At 42.3% G+C, this 19205-nt stretch carries 14 protein-coding genes, 1 pseudogene and 1 riboswitch; of the genes and pseudogenes, 7 read left to right on the top strand and 8 right to left on the bottom strand.

Features of this window, described 5'->3' with window-relative positions; genetic code table 11:
• Positions 1–137: 137 nt before the first annotated feature.
• The gene (locus tag NSB03_RS08520; protein WP_024987278.1) at positions 138–1802 is read left to right on the top strand and encodes a putative transporter; all 1665 of its coding nucleotides are present in this window, start codon (positions 138–140) and stop codon (positions 1800–1802) included.
• Positions 1803–1885: 83 nt separating this feature from the next.
• Here the strand turns inward: NSB03_RS08520 and NSB03_RS08515 are convergent, their stop codons facing one another.
• From NSB03_RS08515 to NSB03_RS08495, 5 genes are all read right to left on the bottom strand, one after another.
• Positions 1886–2521 (bottom strand): cytidylate kinase-like family protein, encoded by a 636-nt coding sequence (locus NSB03_RS08515; protein ID WP_024987277.1) that lies wholly within the window; start codon positions 2519–2521, stop codon positions 1886–1888.
• A gap of 159 nt (positions 2522–2680) precedes the next feature.
• The gene (locus tag NSB03_RS08510) at positions 2681–3985 is read right to left on the bottom strand and encodes a DUF5074 domain-containing protein (protein WP_024987276.1); all 1305 of its coding nucleotides are present in this window, start codon (positions 3983–3985) and stop codon (positions 2681–2683) included.
• Positions 3986–4010: 25 nt separating this feature from the next.
• Entirely contained in the window at positions 4011–5318 is a 1308-nt protein-coding gene (locus NSB03_RS08505; protein ID WP_024987275.1) for a PKD-like domain-containing protein, read from the bottom strand.
• Between the two features lie 25 nt (positions 5319–5343).
• A complete protein-coding gene (locus tag NSB03_RS08500) occupies positions 5344–6504 on the bottom strand; it encodes a YncE family protein (RefSeq protein WP_024987274.1) in 1161 nt (386 codons plus the stop codon).
• Positions 6501–8507 carry a TonB-dependent receptor plug domain-containing protein gene (locus NSB03_RS08495; RefSeq protein WP_024987273.1) on the bottom strand — a complete coding sequence of 669 codons (2007 nt, stop codon included), beginning with the start codon at positions 8505–8507 and terminating at the stop codon, positions 6501–6503. The genes NSB03_RS08500 and NSB03_RS08495 overlap by 4 nt, the downstream gene beginning before the upstream one ends.
• A 212-nt stretch (positions 8508–8719) precedes the next feature.
• Positions 8720–8931, bottom strand: a riboswitch (cobalamin riboswitch).
• Between the two features lie 126 nt (positions 8932–9057).
• Between NSB03_RS08495 and NSB03_RS08490 the strand changes: the two genes are divergently transcribed.
• Genes NSB03_RS08490 through NSB03_RS08480 form a run of 3 tightly spaced genes read left to right on the top strand, consistent with a single transcriptional unit; the run spans position 9058 to position 11968 of the window.
• The gene (locus NSB03_RS08490) at positions 9058–10191 is read left to right on the top strand and encodes an ABC transporter substrate-binding protein (protein WP_024987272.1); all 1134 of its coding nucleotides are present in this window, start codon (positions 9058–9060) and stop codon (positions 10189–10191) included.
• On the top strand, positions 10188–11204 hold the full coding sequence (locus NSB03_RS08485) for a FecCD family ABC transporter permease (protein WP_242357988.1): 1017 nt from the start codon (positions 10188–10190) through the stop codon (positions 11202–11204). Before NSB03_RS08490 ends, NSB03_RS08485 begins: the two co-directional genes overlap by 4 nt.
• Positions 11201–11968: an ABC transporter ATP-binding protein gene (locus NSB03_RS08480; RefSeq protein ID WP_024987271.1), complete on the top strand. Its 768-nt coding sequence runs from the start codon at positions 11201–11203 to the stop codon at positions 11966–11968. The genes NSB03_RS08485 and NSB03_RS08480 overlap by 4 nt, the downstream gene beginning before the upstream one ends.
• Before the next feature lie 111 nt (positions 11969–12079).
• On the opposite strand, the gene NSB03_RS08475 is transcribed toward NSB03_RS08480, so the two are convergent.
• The 3 genes and pseudogenes from NSB03_RS08475 to NSB03_RS08465 form a co-directional block, all read right to left on the bottom strand.
• Positions 12080–12523: a tellurite resistance TerB family protein gene (locus NSB03_RS08475; RefSeq protein WP_024987270.1), complete on the bottom strand. Its 444-nt coding sequence runs from the start codon at positions 12521–12523 to the stop codon at positions 12080–12082.
• A 169-nt stretch (positions 12524–12692) separates the two neighbouring features.
• Positions 12693–12857, bottom strand: a pseudogene (locus NSB03_RS20880) (MFS transporter); the annotation flags it as partial.
• A 767-nt stretch (positions 12858–13624) separates the two neighbouring features.
• Positions 13625–14977 (bottom strand): MATE family efflux transporter, encoded by a 1353-nt coding sequence (locus NSB03_RS08465; RefSeq protein WP_024988159.1) that lies wholly within the window; start codon positions 14975–14977, stop codon positions 13625–13627.
• Between the two features lie 105 nt (positions 14978–15082).
• On the opposite strand from NSB03_RS08465, the gene lysS reads away from it, so the two are divergent.
• From lysS to NSB03_RS08450, 3 genes are read left to right on the top strand one after another with little or no spacing between them, the layout of a single operon-like run.
• A complete protein-coding gene (lysS, locus tag NSB03_RS08460) occupies positions 15083–16813 on the top strand; it encodes a lysine--tRNA ligase (RefSeq protein WP_024988158.1) in 1731 nt (576 codons plus the stop codon).
• A 23-nt stretch (positions 16814–16836) separates the two neighbouring features.
• A complete protein-coding gene (locus tag NSB03_RS08455; RefSeq protein ID WP_024988157.1) occupies positions 16837–17832 on the top strand; it encodes an NAD(P)H-dependent glycerol-3-phosphate dehydrogenase in 996 nt (331 codons plus the stop codon).
• A gap of 18 nt (positions 17833–17850) precedes the next feature.
• Positions 17851–19188, top strand: coding sequence for a glucose-6-phosphate isomerase (locus NSB03_RS08450; protein ID WP_257466329.1), 1338 nt, complete (start codon positions 17851–17853; stop codon positions 19186–19188).
• The last annotated feature ends 17 nt before the right edge of the window (positions 19189–19205 follow it).

Below are 19205 nucleotides of genomic sequence, written 5' to 3'. Positions count from 1 at the left end.
CTCTCCGTCCTGTATAGAATCCGTATGGAAATTCTTCTTTTGTGCGATTTTTAGTTCTCCTTTTATTTGATTAGCTCCAATGTTATGACTAATTTTGCACCCGTTTTCAAAAAGACATTATAAAAACTACTATAGTTATGGATTGGTTACAAAGTTTATTATGGGACCCCAGTTCCGTGGCACATATCGTGTTCCTCTACGCATTCGTAGTGGCGATGGGTGTATATCTTGGTAAGATAAAGATATTCGGAGTATCGTTGGGCGTCACTTTTGTTTTGTTTGCCGGCATCCTGATGGGACACTTCGGCTTCACTGCCGATACACACATCCTACATTTCATCCGTGAGTTCGGATTGATTTTGTTCGTATTCTGTATCGGTCTTCAGGTGGGGCCGTCTTTCTTCTCTTCTTTCAAAAAGGGAGGAATGACATTAAACCTGTTGGCTGTAGGCATCGTAGTGTTGAACATAGCTGTTGCATTGGGACTTTATTTCCTTTGGGACGGTCGTATTGAATTACCGATGATGGTGGGTATCCTCTATGGAGCTGTAACAAACACTCCGGGTCTCGGTGCTGCCAATGAAGCGTTGAACCAGTTGAGCTACAACGGTCCGCAGATAGCGTTGGGATATGCCTGTGCTTATCCGCTCGGTGTGGTAGGCATTATTGGCTCTATCATCGCTATCCGCTATATCTTCCGTGTCAACATGGCAAAAGAGGAAGAGAGTCTGAAGGCACAAAGCGGAGATGTCCATCTGATGCCACATATGCTGAGTCTGGAGGTGCGTAACGAGTCTATCAACGGAAAAACTCTGATTGAAGTAAAAGACTTCCTTGGACGTCAGTTTGTATGTTCGCGTATCCGTCATGAGGGACATGTCAGTATCCCCGACCATAACACGATCTTCAATGTGGGCGATCAGTTGTATATCGTTTGCTCAGAAGATGATGCTGCCGCTATCACTGTTTTCATCGGTAAAGAAGTGAATATCGATTGGGAGAAACAAGACTTGCCGATGGTATCACGCCGTATACTGGTGACCAAGCCGGAAATAAACGGAAAGACGCTCGGTTCGATGCATTTCCGTAGTATGTATGGTGTGAATATCACACGTGTCAACCGTTCCGGTATGGATCTGTTTGCCGACCCGCATCTGGTATTGCAAGTGGGCGACCGCGTGATGGTAGTAGGACAAGAAGACGCCGTAGAACGTGTAGCAAGGGCACTGGGAAACCAGTTGAAACGCCTAGACACACCGAACATCATTACTATCTTCGTCGGTATCTTCTTGGGAATCCTGCTTGGTAGCCTACCTATCGCTTTCCCAGGTATGCCTACTCCTTTGAAACTTGGTTTGGCAGGCGGACCGCTGGTAGTAGCTATTCTTATCGGCCGCTTCGGACATAAGTTCCACTTGGTGACTTATACGACAATGAGTGCCAACCTGATGCTTCGCGAAATCGGTATCGTGCTCTTCCTTGCGAGTGTGGGTATAGATGCCGGAGCCAACTTCGTACATACAGTGGTTGAAGGTGACGGTTTGCTTTACGTAGGTTGCGGTTTCCTAATCACAGTTATCCCGTTGCTTATCATCGGTGCGGTTGCGAGATTATATTATAAAGTGAACTACTTCACACTGATGGGATTGATAGCCGGTAGCAACACCGACCCACCCGCATTGGCTTATTCCAACCAGGTAACTTCAAGCGACGCTCCCGCAGTAGGATATTCTACTGTTTATCCATTATCCATGTTCCTCCGTATTCTGACGGGACAGATGATATTATTGGCGATGATGTAAATCCAGCTTAGCATATAAACAGTAAAGCCGGCTATATCCTTCAACAGAATATACCGGCTTTATTTATTTTACTTATACCCGTTTTATACTCTCAACTTCAATCTCTTCACCACAAACTCTTCCACAAACCGCACGGTTTCTTCCACACCCAAAGAAGAGGAATCCACGCACAGATGGTAAGTAGCTGCTGCCCCCCAAGTCTTATAGCTATAATAATTATAGTATTCCGAACGTCTCTTGTCTGCTTTTTCGATAATCTCTTCCGCAGCCTCTTCATTCACCTGATGAATCCGGCAAACCCTTTCAATACGGTCTTCCTTCGAAGCCGAAATAAAGATATTCGCGCAACGGGGATGCTCGCGCAAGATATAATCTGCGCAACGCCCTACAAACACACAGGACTTCTCTGCCGCCAAACGACGGATGACATCACTCTGCACTTTAAACAGAGCATCATTGCTCAAACAATTAGTGCATGGCATAGCTCCTTCACTGATAAAAGGGAAACGCATGCCGAACAATCCGCCAATTATACCTTGCGAAGCTTTCTCATCCGCTTTTTCAAAGAATTCCTTACACAGGCCGCTTTCCTCGGAAGCCAGATTAATCAGTTCCTTATCGTAGAAGTCGATTCCCAAACGAGCTGCCAACTTCTCTCCGATTTCCTTGCCGCCGCTACCCAATTGTCGACCGATGTTAATTACATAATTACCGCTCATAGTACATTTTGTTTTATGGTTTGATAGCAAACATACGATTTTTTTCTAAAACCTACATCATCAGACAAAAGTTATATTTGAAAGTAACAATGAATCTTCTTCCCTTTTGGGGATAATACAGATAATTCCTGGAAGTGACTAGAAATTAGAAACTCATGATCACTTAAAATTCTCCGTAAAGAAAACGCCCGCAGGGAAACTATTCTTATTTTTTATATCAAACTGTAAAGCCGGTGTTTTATTGAAATCCAAAATAGCAATATCATTGGTTTTATAATCCGCATATCCTTTCAGAGTGGCAAAATAAACTTCCCCGCTCACCGGATCAACGCCCAAACTGTTATAATAGATCCCTGCATCCTCCACAAACTCTTTTATATCAGCAACTTCTTCCGTCTTATTCTGAGAAAAAATATGTCGGTATAGTTTAAAGCCGGCATTACTGAAATAAATAATATCATCTTTAGCAGAAAACGCAGGGGCAACTCCCCACCCGGCACCAATACTGACATTCAAAGTATGAGAATCAATAATCTTATAATCAACCGGACTGACTTTTATAATACTCGCAGGCTTTGTACATGAAACCCACAAATTCCCATCATACGCTTTAGCAACACCGGATAAAGCACTTTCAAAAGGAACAGTATGTATAACAGCCCCGTCTTGAATAACAAAAAGTCGCTTATTGCCCATCACAAATGTTTTGTCTCCAACCACAGCCATACGTTTTTTCAAAGCACCTTTCGTCCCCTCAACAAAAGTCAGAACTTCGGTGGAAGTATCCAGCATATAGACTCCATTATTATCACGAATATAAAGAGTCTCTCCGACTACAGCCAAATTGGACGGCCAGGACAAAGTAGTATTATCATAAACCTTTTCTTTCTCCAGACTAGTAGCATTCGCAATAGTCAGCAGCCCTTCACCACCATTTTTGGATCCATTTTGAGAAAGTATATACATCTTATTATCACTGATAAACAGATCTTGGCAGACATTACCAAGTAAAGTTTGATTTACCCGATAATATGCACTATCTACCGCTATGCCTTTTGAATCCACAAAGGTCAAGGTTCCGGTTTCATTCCCCATATTTCCTTCATTCAAGATAAAGGCGCCTTTGCCAAACCGACCTTCCACCTTGGCTGTCATAGTCGTTTGAAGGTTTTCTCCCTTATCATCCGACACCGCCAGCCCTATAACATATTCTCCAGTCTTAGGCTGCGAAAATTTATATGTTGAAGCGGTTGAAACTTCCTTTCCGTCTACTGTCCATACAAAATTCACCACTCCAGGCAGATTTTCAACCCGAGCATCCAGATACAATGTATCTAACTGAGCAATCACATTACTTTCCGATTCACTCCCTATCCATACAGATGAGTTCAGACTTTCCTCCTCATCACATGCTGTAAAAAACAGCCCCAAGGCAACAATTGCCAATACCAAATGCTTTTTCATTTCAAATTATCAATTATTTCTGAACTTATTTGCGGGTATCGATATCAACTCCTAAAACATGCAAATCCTCAATCCCTGATATCTCAGTGGAGCATTCACCTAACCAACCGCTTTCCTGATTGACACCGGTATATATCTTTATGAAATCAATTCCCGGCAAATGTACCTTCTGACCTTTTGAATTTACCGCCCAATCTATATCAATAGCAGACTCATCCATGGCATTCTTCTCATTATCAGCATACCCATAACGAAATTTATACAAAACAAAATAACTACCTTTTCCACTTTCATCAACAGCATTTTGAGGTAAACAAGTCCCATTAAATATTATCTTATCCTCTTTTATCCATTCCGGGAAATAGCACTGATTATGAAATCTATTTTTTACTTTATAACCCGAATTTCCCTGGTTATCTTCCCACCGGATATATTTTTCTCTTTCTTCCGAAGTTTCCGGTTCTTTTTCCGGACGATAATAGGTGATTTCATAGTTTCGATAAGTCTTCACATCATTTCCCGCAGCTACAGCCTTGTCATACCATAATTCCAATGCAGCGTCTTCATGAGCACTACCGGCAATCTCATACCATTCGTCCTCATCCGGCATACCATTCTGATTTTTATCATAAGCCACCATGATCACTCCCGGCTCACAACTTCCTCCCTCCGGTGCATCAGGATCCGGATTGGCCGCAGAATAAAAAGCATTGCCAAGTACCCGGAAATCACGTTTTCCGGTAACATTAGTTATTGTATGGTCAAAACCTACTACGACATATCCTCCAAATCCTCCCAACGAAATCATCCCCCTTTCATTATTACCGATAGCAGCTAATACTTTTTCGTTCATAACCTCTTGAGTATCTCCCTCTTCATATTCCGGCAATGCATTAGTAAATTGTCCCACAGCCGGAACAAAATCAAAAACCTTAGTGATATAAGCCGTCGCTCCTTCAAGGTCCGGTTCGATATTATCAAAAGTTACTGTGACCGTAAAGAGATAATCATAATGATTCTCACCTTGTGACGCACGCAAAATCAGTTCATATTCTCCTACCTCTTCAAACATATACTCCAAATCCTTTGTCCGGGCAATTTCACTGCCGTCCAGCAGCCATAAATAAGAAATCCCTTCATCCGACTCACTTTCAACCCGTACCTTCAACAGTTGATCAACAACAACCGCAAAGCCACCCTCCGGTTGCGACACATGGATGTCTTCCTTTTTCAGTAGGTAAGCATCTTCTCCATCATTACATCCCGTGAATACAGTTCCTACAAACAAAGAAACCGCAATGACAAATGCCAGTCTTAAAACTTTCCTATCCATTTTATTCATTATTAGTTATTATTAGTTATTGAAATGTTTTCGTTGTAAAAGCAAAATGAGCCGGTATATCCCCCGCCCTGACTTTCCATCTTTTCTTTCCTTCAGGACTGAAACAGTAAAGATACCCGGGTACAACATAACTTTTCGCATCCGTTACAAATATTTCTTTGGTCTCGGGATTTACAGCTATTCCATACGGAATTGTTATTTCAGTTTCAGTCCCATCAGTAATAAAATTGCGGGATACTATTTTATTTTGTTTCACGTCATAGAGAGCGTAAGTAATAGTATTACTTTCCGTCACATAGCTCCATTCTACACTTGTCATATAAATCGAATCTCCACTCAAGCACATTTCACTGGCAGCAACTCCCAAATTTCCTGTCACACGATCTGTCTGAGTATCTATAATAAAAACATCCGATCCCGTTCCATAATAATCTCCTCTCGAACTCACATATATACGTCCGTATCTATCCAACTTCATACGGTGAAGATTTATAGCTACATCAATTGTTTTAATAACTTGAAAGGTCTTCAAGTCAATCACCGATACCGTCCGGTCATAATCCGGGAAACGATAACCGCCGGAATTGGCAACATAAAGTTTCCCGTCCTTTATTACCATTTCTTCCGGTTGATAGCCGACTACCACTTCACGGGTTACAGCCAAACTTGTCGTATCCACCTCAACCACTTTTCCCGGACGCGCATTGGGATCTATTCCGACAGGACCTGCATAAGAACTTACATAAGCCTTTCCGTCATTAAAAGTGATATACCGGCAATTTATCACATTTATTTGCCCCAGATGCTGTGCCGTTTCCACATCCATCACCTCTATAAAATTCGAGCAATTGATTACAGCATACAGCTTATCTCCATAAATCTGCAAATCATTTCCAACATCCCCCAGTTCTTTCACTACGGACGGATTTCGCTCGGCATAAATATTACGATGATACTTACCGGTAGTACTGTCATAAAAATCAAGCGTACACTTATTACTTCCCATATTTCCTTCATTGAGAAGATACATTCCTTTAATGCTGACGCTCCCTAAAGCTCCCTTGCCAACGTCTATTTCGTCAGAAGGTAGAACCGGAAGCTCGTCCCGACAAGCCAGCAAACAACAACCTGTTAATATACCAAGCAAGGCACGCGAAAGAATATTATTCACAATCATATCGTTAAGTTTAAAATGAATTTAAAGTTAGTTCCGGGCATCGGATAAGACCTCACCACCTCATATTGTTGATTAAAAATATTATTTACTTCCAAGGTCAATTTGAAATCATACTTTCTCCAACTGAATTTCTTAGCCAAAGAAAAATCACTTGTATACCAAGGGAGACGATAATTCTCCGGAGTATTGGCCGAAACATCATAGCGCTCTCCCGTATATACAAAGCTATAATTCAATTCCCATGATTTATATCCCGCATTTAATATAGCCGATCCACTATGCCAAGGGATATACGATATTTGCCCCCCATACGTATCTTTATCCGATTTATCAGTAAAATCCTGCGCTTTCTGATACGTATATGATAACCGGCTGTCAAATACCCAATCGTTACCAAACTTCCAAAGTCCTTGCAAAACGACATCCACTCCTTTTATTTTAACAAGTCCCATATTAATCATTGTCCAACGAAAGAAATTATTGGTAGGAGTAGCTATTATTTTATTTTCCACCTCATTATAATACGCATCCAATTGCACATTCAGTGCTTGCAGCCAGGTTCCGGAAGATAATTTCTGATAAGTGAATCCTACGTTATACTGATTAGTATACTCAGGTTTCAGCTTTATATTCCCTATAAATGTATAATACAAATCGTTCAAAGTCGGCATACGAAATATCCGTTTGTAAAAAGCACGCAGATTTAAATCAATATTCTTGAAAGGTTTATAAGAAGTGATAACGGTAGGAGTAAATTCCATCTTATTCCCAGCCGAAGTAGTATCTGAAGCTACGTTCTCATTTACAAAAGTTCCCAAGACACTGGCCTGCAACTTAAAGCGCTCAAGATGCAAAGAGGTAGCTGCCGCTACCAACGCCGTATTTCTTCGGGGATAAGGGAAATCAGTCAAATTAGCGTTCAGTTTATTCCATTGGTAGTCTGCTGAAATATTTATATCCCAAAAAGGAAAAAGAGTAACCCTGTTAGCCATTGACAAGTAAACTTCCTGTTGGCGATATGTATTATTTACATACATGGTAGCCTCCTCCTTTTGGGGATCCGCCAGATAATGCAGATAATCATATGCGTATTTGGCATTCAACAACAGACTGTACACATCACCAAAATCTTTTTTGAAAGAAGACTGGAAAAAGAAATTTGTATCCCATTGGCGATCCTCATGTGAGAAACGATTCCGCACAACAGCACCGGGATATCCACGTTCTGAATTATAAAAATAAGCTTTCGTACGCCAATAACCACTTTTTATCTTGCCATATAAGCCGCCCTCAGCACGCAGCGCATTGACATCCCCATTACGGCGTACTGCCGTTGTATCATATCCTCCATCCACCGCATAAGTAAATTTATACTTTCCGGTTGTATACATATATTCAGTACTAAGTGACGTACTCACATTCTCACTCAGTTTCTGTTCCCAAAGCAAAGAGGGATTGACAACTCCGAAAGAACCCGTCTTAAAAGTCGCTTTCACATGATAAGCCCTATTCTCCTGAAAAACAGGTATTCTTGACTGTAGATAAATAGAACCTGCAGAACCAAAATCTTTCGCTGATTGGAAAATGGCACTTTTCTGACCATTATATAAAGTGACAGCTTCCATATTATCCAAAGAGAAACGTCCCAAATCAACCACTCCATTCTGCGCATTACCCAGTTCAATGCCGTCATAAAACACTCCTACATGATTCGTTCCCATACTTCGGATATTAACGGTCTTCAGTCCTCCTATTCCACCATAATCCTTTATTTGTACTCCGGAAAAATAACGTATAGCGTCCGCTACCGAATGCGCCGCCAGTTTCTCCAACTTATCCCCTGATAAAAATTGCACCGGAATTACCTCCTTGTTAATTCTGGCAGTAACCACTACTTCATTAAGATGATGCAAGCTGTCCAGTTTGCTTTGTGCTGATAACAATAAAGTCATACTCAGAAAGCATCCTATCCACAATACCCTAAAATAAATCCGCCCGAACATAATCCTCCTGTTTATTAATTAAAATAATAAACTTTCATAGGGTTACAGCGAGGATGCAATTTTCCATACACTCAAACATATACACGTGCTTCTCCCCGCATAATAGGGACACTCAAAAAGGGGATATTCCTCCTTCCTGAAACTTCACATCACCAATCAAAGATGTATTTTGAATAAAAAACCGCACTCTTCAAACTCCAATCCCGGAAAGTTTCAAGAATTCAACTTTGGCAGGTCTTCTGACTTACTCCATTTTCCTGACGCCCTTCCCATTCCTCCAAAGCGGAACAGTGGATTTGAGTATTGTAGGAAAACTTTTGGCGGAGCTTACAGCAGCGGGTCTGTTCAGGATTTACACCTGATTCCCTTTTCACCACTCTTTCCGTAGAATCGGAAAAGTGACACCAAAATTTCTGGGGGCAAAGATACACAAATAGAAACAAATCGGAAGAAAAATCCAACTAAAATAAAAACAAACTAATAATAAGTCCTATCTTTGCCGTTCGAAAGGACCCACTATTATTTTTTTCTAATTAAACATCTTATAAAAGTGAAATCTCCTGCTCTGACTATCACGTTACTTTGCCTGCTCTTTTTGGCAAGCTGTATCACCCGTAACAAGACATCTCTGGAAGCATTCAACCAAGATGTATATACCCCTGAATACGCTTCGGGATTTAAAATCCTAGGTGCCGAAAACGCCGCCAGCACGCTTATACAGATTACCAACCCGTGGCAAGGCGCCAACGATGTAACAATGTCCTATTTTGTTGCACGCAACGGCGAGCAAGCGCCTGCCGGATTCAATGGTCCCGTTATCCCTGCCGGAGCCAAACAGATTGTATGTATGTCTTCTTCCTACATTGCCATGCTTGACGCATTGGGAGAAATTAGCCGGATCGTCGGAGTTTCGGGTATCGATTATATCGCCAATCCCTACATCCTTGCCCACAAAGATTCAATCAAGGATATGGGTCCTGAAATGAACTACGAACTGTTGATTGGATTAAAACCCGACGTAGTTTTGCTTTATGGCATAGGTGACGCCCAAACCGCTGTAACGGACAAGTTAAAAGAACTTTCCATACCTTATTTATATATGGGAGAATACTTGGAAGAATCACCGCTCGGCAAAGCTGAATGGATGATTGTTCTTTCCGAACTGACAGACAAACGGGAAAAGGGAATAGAAATATTCCGGGAAATCCCCCAACGTTATCATGCACTGAAAGCCCTCACAGATTCCGTCAGCCAGCGCCCTACCGTAATGTTCAACACTCCGTGGAACGATAGTTGGGTAATGCCTTCTACCCAAAGCTACATGGCACAGTTGGTTGCAGACGCAGGTGCAGAGTATATTTATAAAGAAAACAATTCCAACAGTTCAACCCCTATCGGACTGGAAACGGCCTATGGCCTGATACAAAAAGCCGATTACTGGATTAATGTCGGTTCGGCGACTACGCTTGATGAGCTGAAAGCTGTGAACCCCAAATTCGCAGATGCTAAAGCCGTGAACGAAAAGACTGTTTATAATAATAACTTACGGTTGACACCGACAGGCGGAAACGATTATTGGGAATCGGCAGTTGTCCGTCCCGATGTAGTGTTGCGTGATCTGATTCATATTTTCCATCCGGAGCTCGTTTCCGATTCACCTTATTATTATAGACACCTGGAATGAAACAATCCCGCAGACACACCGCTCTATTATTCATCGCATTAGGAATAGTTGCCATTTTATTACTATTAGTAGATATGGCAACGGGAGATACTTTCATCCCTATATCAAAGATATGGACAGTACTCACCGGGGGGGAATGTGACGAAACCACCCGCAATATAATTCTCTCCATCCGCTTTACCCGTGTCATAGTGGCTGCATTGATAGGTGTAGCGCTTTCAGTAAGCGGTCTGCAAATGCAGACAGTTTTCCAGAATCCGCTGGCAGATCCTTACCTGTTGGGAGTAAGCTCCGGGGCAGGTCTTGGAGTAGCATTGTTTATACTAGGCGCCCCGCTTCTCGGTTGGACAGATTTTCCCTTTCTGCAATCAATCGGTATTGTAGGTTCGGGGTGGATAGGGACTTCCGCCATACTACTGGGAGTAGCCATCATCAGTCGCAAAGTAAAGAATATATTAGGTGTACTGATTATGGGAGTCATGATAGGTTACGTGGCAGGAGCTATCATCCAGATATTACAATACCTAAGTTCTGCAGAACAACTGAAAATGTTCACACTCTGGTCTTTGGGCTCGCTTAGTCACATCACGACAGGGCAATTAACGATTATGATACCAGTAATATGCATAGGGTTGCTGCTATCCATCGCCTGCATCAAATCACTGAATCTGTTGTTGCTTGGTGAAAATTATGCACGCACTATGGGAATGAACATCAAGCGTTCAAGAACGCTTATTTTTATATCCACCGCATTACTGACAGGAACGGTCACAGCCTTTTGCGGTCCGGTAGGATTCATCGGGCTGGCTATCCCACATATCACACGGATTCTGTTTGACAACGCCGATCACCGGATATTGATGCCGGGTACGATGCTGACAGGGTTGATCGGGATGTTGATTTGTGACATCATAGCCAAGAAGTTTCTGTTGCCGGTGAATTGCATCACTGCGCTATTGGGGGTTCCGGTTATTTTATGGGTAATAGGTAAAAACTTGCGTATATTCAAATGATTCAACTGAAAGATCTGACATTAGGATACGAACAACGTATATTGCTGGAGAAAGTTTCCACCCATATCACGGGCGGGCAGCTTGTTGCACTGCTCGGACGAAATGGTACAGGGAAAAGCACGCTTCTCCGTGCCATTATGGGACTGGAAACACCTAAAAACGGAGAAATCATCTTGCATGGGAAAAACATCGCTTCACTGAAGCCGGAGAAATTAGCCCGGAAGATTAGTTTTGTAACCACCGACAAAGTACGCATCGCCAACCTGCGTTGCAAAGATGTAGTCGCATTGGGACGTGCTCCTTATACCAACTGGATCGGACAGTTACAGGCGGAAGATGAGAAAAGAGTGGTTACTGCCATGCAGCTGGTAGGAATGTCCGGTTATGTAGAAAAGACAATGGATAAGATGTCCGACGGAGAATGCCAACGCATCATGATAGCACGCGCACTTGCACAGGATACACCTATCATTCTTCTTGATGAGCCTACTGCTTTTCTAGATTTACCTAATCGCTACGAACTCTGTCTGCTACTGAAAAAACTCACGCAAACGGAAGAAAAATGTATCCTGTTTTCTACACACGACCTAGACATCGCCCTGTCTCTCTGCGACACGATCATGCTGATTGACAACCCACAATTGTATAGTCTCCCCACAAATGAGATGATAACGAGCGGACATATAGAAAGACTATTTCAAAATGAAATGGTGACATTTGATGCCAAGACTATCAAAATAAAAATCAAACAAATATTCTCCTAAAATACTCCTTATAAATTATTTTAAAGAAAATCCCTTGCCACATACCGCAGCAAGGGATTTTCATTCAAAAGGAATACAATTATCAATCCTTCTATATTCTCAGAAATAAAACTATGCTTTATTCTTGATTATCATCACCTCAATAATAGATATGGCAGTCTGTTCAGGAACCCCAAGAACTTCCGCCAACTGATTGATGATGTCTTTTTCTTCTTCTTCGAGCACTCCGTCTGCCAATGCAATATCTACCGCACAAGCAAAAGCGGTAAGTTTCAAATCATCCGATAATTCGGCTGCCGAAGCATTGACCAATGCACTCGGACCGTCTTTCTTCAATATCTTAAAAAGTTTATCGAACAACTTGTCAAAAGCAGGCCCGGAAAAGTTATCGTATATTTTCAATCGACGAATATAATTAACAATCCCATTCCATTCAGATTCAGCAATAGAACCATCTGCTCCTGCCATAGCAAGTGCAATTCCTGCAAAAGCCTCTTGTTGTGTTAATTTCGTTTCTTCTGATGCAGTTTGAAAGATTTTATCAAAAAGTCCCATTTGTTTAAAAATTTAAGTTTTTTGTAAATTAGTTATCTAGTGAAAGTCTCATAACTTTCACACAAATATAAATACTAATCATCAAATATAAAACTTTTGAAGCTGTTTTTCCTTTTTTTAACTCAGGAAATAAGATATATAGCTATTTAGAGAAACTATGCTTTCACAATACGGATGACGCAAAGAAACCGACAGCACCGATACAAATCAGATTTACCATATCGTTTTTCACAAAGACCAGAATAAGCAAAGAGAAAATACAGGCAACAATATTCACACGGAAATATTTTATTTCAGCAATACGGGCCAACAAGAAAGCACCCAATAAAGTTCCTTTTTGAATATCTTTTAAACCTACAATACAAGATATAAAGGAAGATTTAGAAAAAATAATAGGCATGCTGCATTTCGTTGAAGAACAAAACTCTTTTACAGTAAAGAACTACGAAACATCTAAACTCATACCATGACTTTTTTTTAATTTCTGACTCTGCCATGGTCCTATTTAGAGCCTGTTTAAATTTTCCTGAGATTATGTTAGATAGGCTTTACCGACCTGTTTTTATTCGTCACATAGTCTCCGTCATGCTCCTCACAATAACAGAAAATATACTCGAAAGCAACTCTCAAAACTGTGTCGGGCAAAACTCGGAGCAGGCTCTTAATAACCCACTTTTCATTCATTAATAGAAAAGTTCTCTTTCATTAATTGTAAACTTCTTATTATCAGTATGTAAACTTGTTTTTCGTTAACCGTAATCTATAAACGCAAGCTTTGTTTATAAAAACAAAGGCTTTGATTATAAAAACAAAGCTTGCAATTATATAATCAAAGCTTGCGTTTATAGTTTGCATCGAATGAAAAGAAAGTTTCCTTCCTGTCCGAAGGAACTTTATACTTAATGGGCGGGAAGTTTGCTATTAATAGCCAAGAGCGCAACTGTTAATACCCCTTCCGCCAACTACAGACGGACGCGACAAGAAGAGCCGGGGTAAGTTAAAATATCAGCTATAAGATTATGACTGAAGAGAATTTAAACAGGCTCTCTGTTTGTCTATGTCTCTTAGTATTCATTAAAGCCTGGTGCAGCAAACCAGTCGTCAGACAGGCTTCTTCCGGAATTGCCGGAACTGCCACCAAAGCATTGTTCCCGCTATCAGACTGGCTGTCAAGTCAGAAATCGGCATGCTTATCCAGACTCCTAATTGTCCATAATAACGAGGAAGAATCAGCAGGCAGGGAATCAGGATAAGAACCTGACGGGATATCGAAAGGAAGATTGCTTTGCTTGCCATACCGATGCTCTGGAAGAAATTGGAAGTCACCATCTGAAAACCGACAATAGGAAAGAACATCACTACAATACGCAATCCTTTGGCAGAAATATCCACCAGTTCTTGATGCGTAGTAAAGATAGAAACTGCCAATTTGGGAATCAACATTCCCATCAGAAATCCGGCAGTGGTTACGATAGTAGCGGCATAAATCGTTATTTTCAAGACTTTTGTCACGCGCAGATATTGCTTGGCCCCATAATTGTAGCCGGCAATCGGCTGCATGCCTTGGTTCAACCCCATTACAATCATGACAAAAAGAAATACCAGCCGGTTGACAATACCAAATGCTCCGATAGCCAAGTCGCCACCGTGATGCTGCAAGCCTTGATTTATAAGAATCACAATAAAACAGGCCGCCAGATTCATAAGAAAAGGCGCCATACCGATAGCCAAAGAATCGGCTACGATTTTCTTCTTCAACCGAAAAATTCCTTTATGGAAGTGTAGCAGTTCTTCTTTATTAGAGAATAGTTTGAACTGCCATGCCAATGCGATGACCTGTGCAGTAATGGTAGCGATAGCAGCCCCCTGTATTCCCCAGCCGAAGCCATAGATAAAAACAGGATCGAGTATCGTGTTAATCACCACCGTAGCAATCGTAGCATACATCGCCTTCTGCGGATGCCCCGCCGAACGAAGTACGGCATTCAACCCTAAATAAAGGTGAGTGACAACGTTGCCCAATAAGATTACGACCATATAATCACGAGCATAGCCTACCGTGGCGTCACTACCCCCGAAGAAATATAGAATCGGATCTAGAAACATCAATGTGACGACTGTAAAGGCAAGTCCGATGATAATATTCAGTACCAGCACATTGCCAAGCACCCGTTGTGCGGTGTCGTAATCTTTCTGTCCCAATTTCACCGAAACCAATGTAGCCGCACCTACCCCCACCAAAGAGCCGAAGGCGGCGGCAAGATTCATCAGCGGAAAGGTCAATGCCAATCCGGAGATAGCCATCGCCCCTACTCCATGACCAATGAAAATACTATCTACCATATTATAAAGAGAAGACGCCGTCATGGCGATAATTGCCGGAATGGCATACTGCATTAAAAGCTTTCCAATCTTTTCCGTACCCAACGCAGTGGGTGTCTTTTGTACTGTCATACCTATTAGTTTGAGGATGCAAAGATACAAAAAAGAGACAGATTACAGGATATATGAGAAAAGTTTCGTATTTTTGCCCACAAAATTGAGTTAATACGTAACGAAATGAATATATTAGAACTAAGTGAACAGGAAATTATTCGACGTAACAGTCTGAATGAGCTTCGTGCAATGGGTATTGATCCGTACCCTGCAGCAGAGTATGTAACCAATGCTTTCTCTACAGATATTAAAGCTGAATTTAAAGACGACGAAGAGCCACGCCAAGTTTCCGTAGCCGGACGTATCATGAGCCGCCGCGTAATGGGTAAAGCTTCTTTTATTGAATTACAGGACTCCAAAGGTCGCATCCAGGTGTACATCACCCGCGATGATATCTGTCAGGGAGAAGACAAGGAACTATACAACGCTGTATTCAAACGCCTGCTCGACTTAGGTGACTTTATCGGTATCGAAGGTTTTGTGTTCCGCACACAAATGGGTGAAATCAGTATCCATGCAAAAAAACTGACTGTACTGGCAAAGTCTATCAAACCGTTGCCTATCGTTAAATACAAAGACGGAGTAGCTTACGACTCTTTTGAAGATCCCGAACTCCGTTATCGCCAACGCTATGTCGATTTGGTAGTAAACGACGGCATCAAAGAAACATTCCTGAAACGTGCCACCGTAGTGAAAACACTGCGCAACGTTTTGGATGAAGCCGGCTACACGGAAGTGGAAACTCCTATCCTACAATCTATTGCCGGTGGAGCCAGTGCACGCCCGTTCATCACTCACCATAACTCACTGGATATAGACCTTTACCTGCGCATCGCAACGGAACTTTATCTGAAAAGACTGATTGTAGGTGGTTTTGAAGGTGTATATGAAATAGGTAAGAACTTCCGCAACGAGGGTATGGACAAGACTCACAATCCGGAATTTACCTGTATGGAACTTTATGTTCAATACAAGGACTATAATTGGATGATGAACTTTACCGAGAAGTTACTGGAACGTATCTGTATCGCTGTAAACGGCTGTACGGAAAGCGTTGTTGACGGAAAGACCATCAGTTTCAAAGCTCCTTACCGCCGTCTGCCTATCCTCGATGCTATCAAGGAAAAGACCGGTTACGATCTGAACGGCAAGAGCGAAGAAGAAATCCGCCAAGTCTGCAAGGAACTGAAAATGGAGGAAATCGACGACACAATGGGTAAAGGTAAGTTGATTGACGAAATCTTCGGTGAATTCTGCGAAGGTACTTACATCCAGCCGACTTTCATCACCGATTATCCGGTTGAAATGTCTCCGCTGACCAAGATGCATCGTTCTAAACCGGGACTGACCGAACGTTTCGAGTTAATGGTAAACGGCAAGGAACTTGCCAACGCCTACTCGGAATTGAACGACCCGATCGACCAGGAAGAACGTTTTAAAGAGCAAATGCGTTTGGCCGACAAGGGAGACGACGAAGCGATGATTATCGACCAGGACTTCCTGCGTGCTTTACAATATGGTATGCCTCCTACATCGGGTATCGGTATCGGCATCGACCGTCTGGTTATGTTAATGACCGGCCAGACTACCATTCAGGAAGTATTATTCTTCCCGCAAATGCGTCCGGAAAAAGTAGTGAAAAAAGACGCTGCCGCTAAATATATGGAACTGGGAATCACAGAAGATTGGGTTCCGGTGATCCAAAAAGCCGGTTACAACACTGTAGCTGACATGAAAGATGTCAATCCACAGAAGTTGCACCAGGACATCTGCGGTATCAACAAGAAATATAAATTAGCACTGACCAACCCGTCGGTAAACGACGTAACTGATTGGATACAGAAAATTAAATAAGTTCTTCATCCAAATTCATACAAATGAAATTACCCGGTAAGATAGCGATAATGGGCGGTGGAAGTTGGGCCACAGCTATTGCAAAGATGTGTCTGGCTCAAGAAGACTCTATCAATTGGTATATGCGACGCGACGACCGCATCGCCGATTTCAAGAGATTGGGGCACAATCCGGCTTATCTGACAGGAGTAAAATTCGATACAAAGCGTATCTGTTTCAGTTCCAACATCAACGATGTTGTGAAAGAATCAGATACGCTGATCTTCGTCACTCCTTCCCCTTATCTGAAAGTTCACTTGAAAAAGCTGAAAACCAAGATAAAGGATAAGTTCATCATCACCGCTATCAAAGGAATCGTACCCGACGACAACGTTATCGTATCAGAATACTTCACCAAGGAATACGGTGTTCCTCCCGAAAACATAGCTGTACTGGCAGGTCCCTGCCATGCAGAAGAAGTAGCCTTGGAACGCCTCTCTTATCTGACCATTGCCTGCCCGGACAAAGACAAAGCACGCATCTTTGCACGCCGTCTGGGAAGCAGTTTTATCAAAACATCTGTTAGTGACGACGTATCAGGTATCGAATATAGTTCGGTACTCAAAAACGTGTATGCTATCGCTGCCGGCATTTGCAGCGGACTGAAATACGGTGACAACTTCCAAGCCGTACTGATTTCCAACGCTATCCAGGAGATGAACCGTTTCCTGAATACGGTGCACCCGTTGAACAGAAACGTAGACGAATCTGTTTATCTCGGAGACTTGCTGGTGACGGGATACTCCAACTTCAGCCGTAACCGGACATTCGGTTCGATGATAGGCAAGGGATATTCCGTAAAGAGCGCACAGATTGAAATGGAAATGATTGCCGAAGGTTACTACGGTACGAAATGTATCAAGGAAATCAACAAGCATCATCATGTCAATATGCCGATACTGGACGCTGTATACAATATCTTGTACGAACGCATCTCGCCTATGATTGAGATTAAATTACTAACTGATTCTTTTAGATAACCTTTAAACAAGAAAGATATGATTAGCTTGAACATTGAAAAAACTTTTGGATTTATCTCCAAAGAAAAGGTTTCTGCCTACGATGCAGAGGTAAAAGCCGCACAGGAAATGCTGGAAAAAGGAACCGGAAAAGGCAACGACTTCTTAGGTTGGCTACACTTGCCGTCTTTTATCAGCAAAGAACATTTGGCTGAATTGAACGCTACTGCAAAAGTTTTGAGAGACAACTGCGAAGTAGTAATCATTGCCGGTATCGGTGGTAGCTACCTAGGTGCCCGTGCTGTAATCGAGGCTTTGTCTAACAGCTTCACTTGGTTGCAGGACAAGAAAACGGCTCCTGTCATGATTTATGCCGGACACAACATCAGCGAAGATTATCTGTATGAACTCACCGAATATCTGAAAGACAAGAAGTTCGGTGTTATCAATATCTCCAAATCAGGAACGACAACCGAAACTGCGCTTGCGTTCCGTCTGTTGAAAAAACAATGCGAAGACCAACGTGGCAAGGAAACCGCCAAACAGGTTATCGTAGCCGTTACAGATGCTAAAAAAGGTGCTGCACGTGTTACTGCCGACAAGGAAGGATACAAAACATTCATCATCCCCGATAACGTAGGCGGACGTTTCTCTGTCCTGACTCCGGTTGGTTTGCTGCCAATTGCTGTTGCCGGATTCGACATTGAGCAACTAGTTGCCGGTGCTGCCGACATGGAAAAGGCATGTGGCGCAGACGTTCCGTTTGCCGAAAACCCTGCTGCTATCTACGCTGCTACCCGTAACGAACTGTACAGAAACGGAAAGAAAATCGAAATCCTCGTCAACTTCTGCCCGAAACTGCATTATGTAAGCGAATGGTGGAAACAGCTATACGGAGAATCAGAAGGTAAGGACAACAAGGGTATTTTCCCCGCATCAGTAGACTTCTCTACTGACCTTCACTCTATGGGACAATGGATTCAAGAAGGTGAACGCTCTATCTTCGAAACTGTTATCTCACTGGATAAGGTAGACCATAAACTGGAAGTTCCTTTTGACGAAGCAAACCTGGACGGCCTGAATTTCTTAGCCGGCAAACGTGTGGACGAAGTGAACAAGATGGCGGAACTCGGTACTCAGTTGGCTCACGTAGACGGTGGCGTACCTAATATGCGTATTGTTCTTCCTTCATTGAACGAATACAATATCGGCGGTTTGCTGTATTTCTTTGAGAAGGCTTGCGGCATCAGCGGTTATCTGCTGGGCGTGAATCCGTTCAACCAACCAGGTGTAGAAGCATACAAGAAAAATATGTTTGCCTTGCTTGACAAACCGGGTTATGAAGAAGAGTCTAAAGCGATTCGCGCTAAATTGTAATAGAATAAAGTCTATAT

The sequence above is a fragment of the Bacteroides acidifaciens genome (assembly GCF_024623065.1).
GTDB lineage: Bacteria > Bacteroidota > Bacteroidia > Bacteroidales > Bacteroidaceae > Bacteroides > Bacteroides acidifaciens.
The sequence above is the reverse complement of the archived record's forward strand: the minus strand, read 5'-3'. Positions and strand labels throughout refer to the sequence as shown.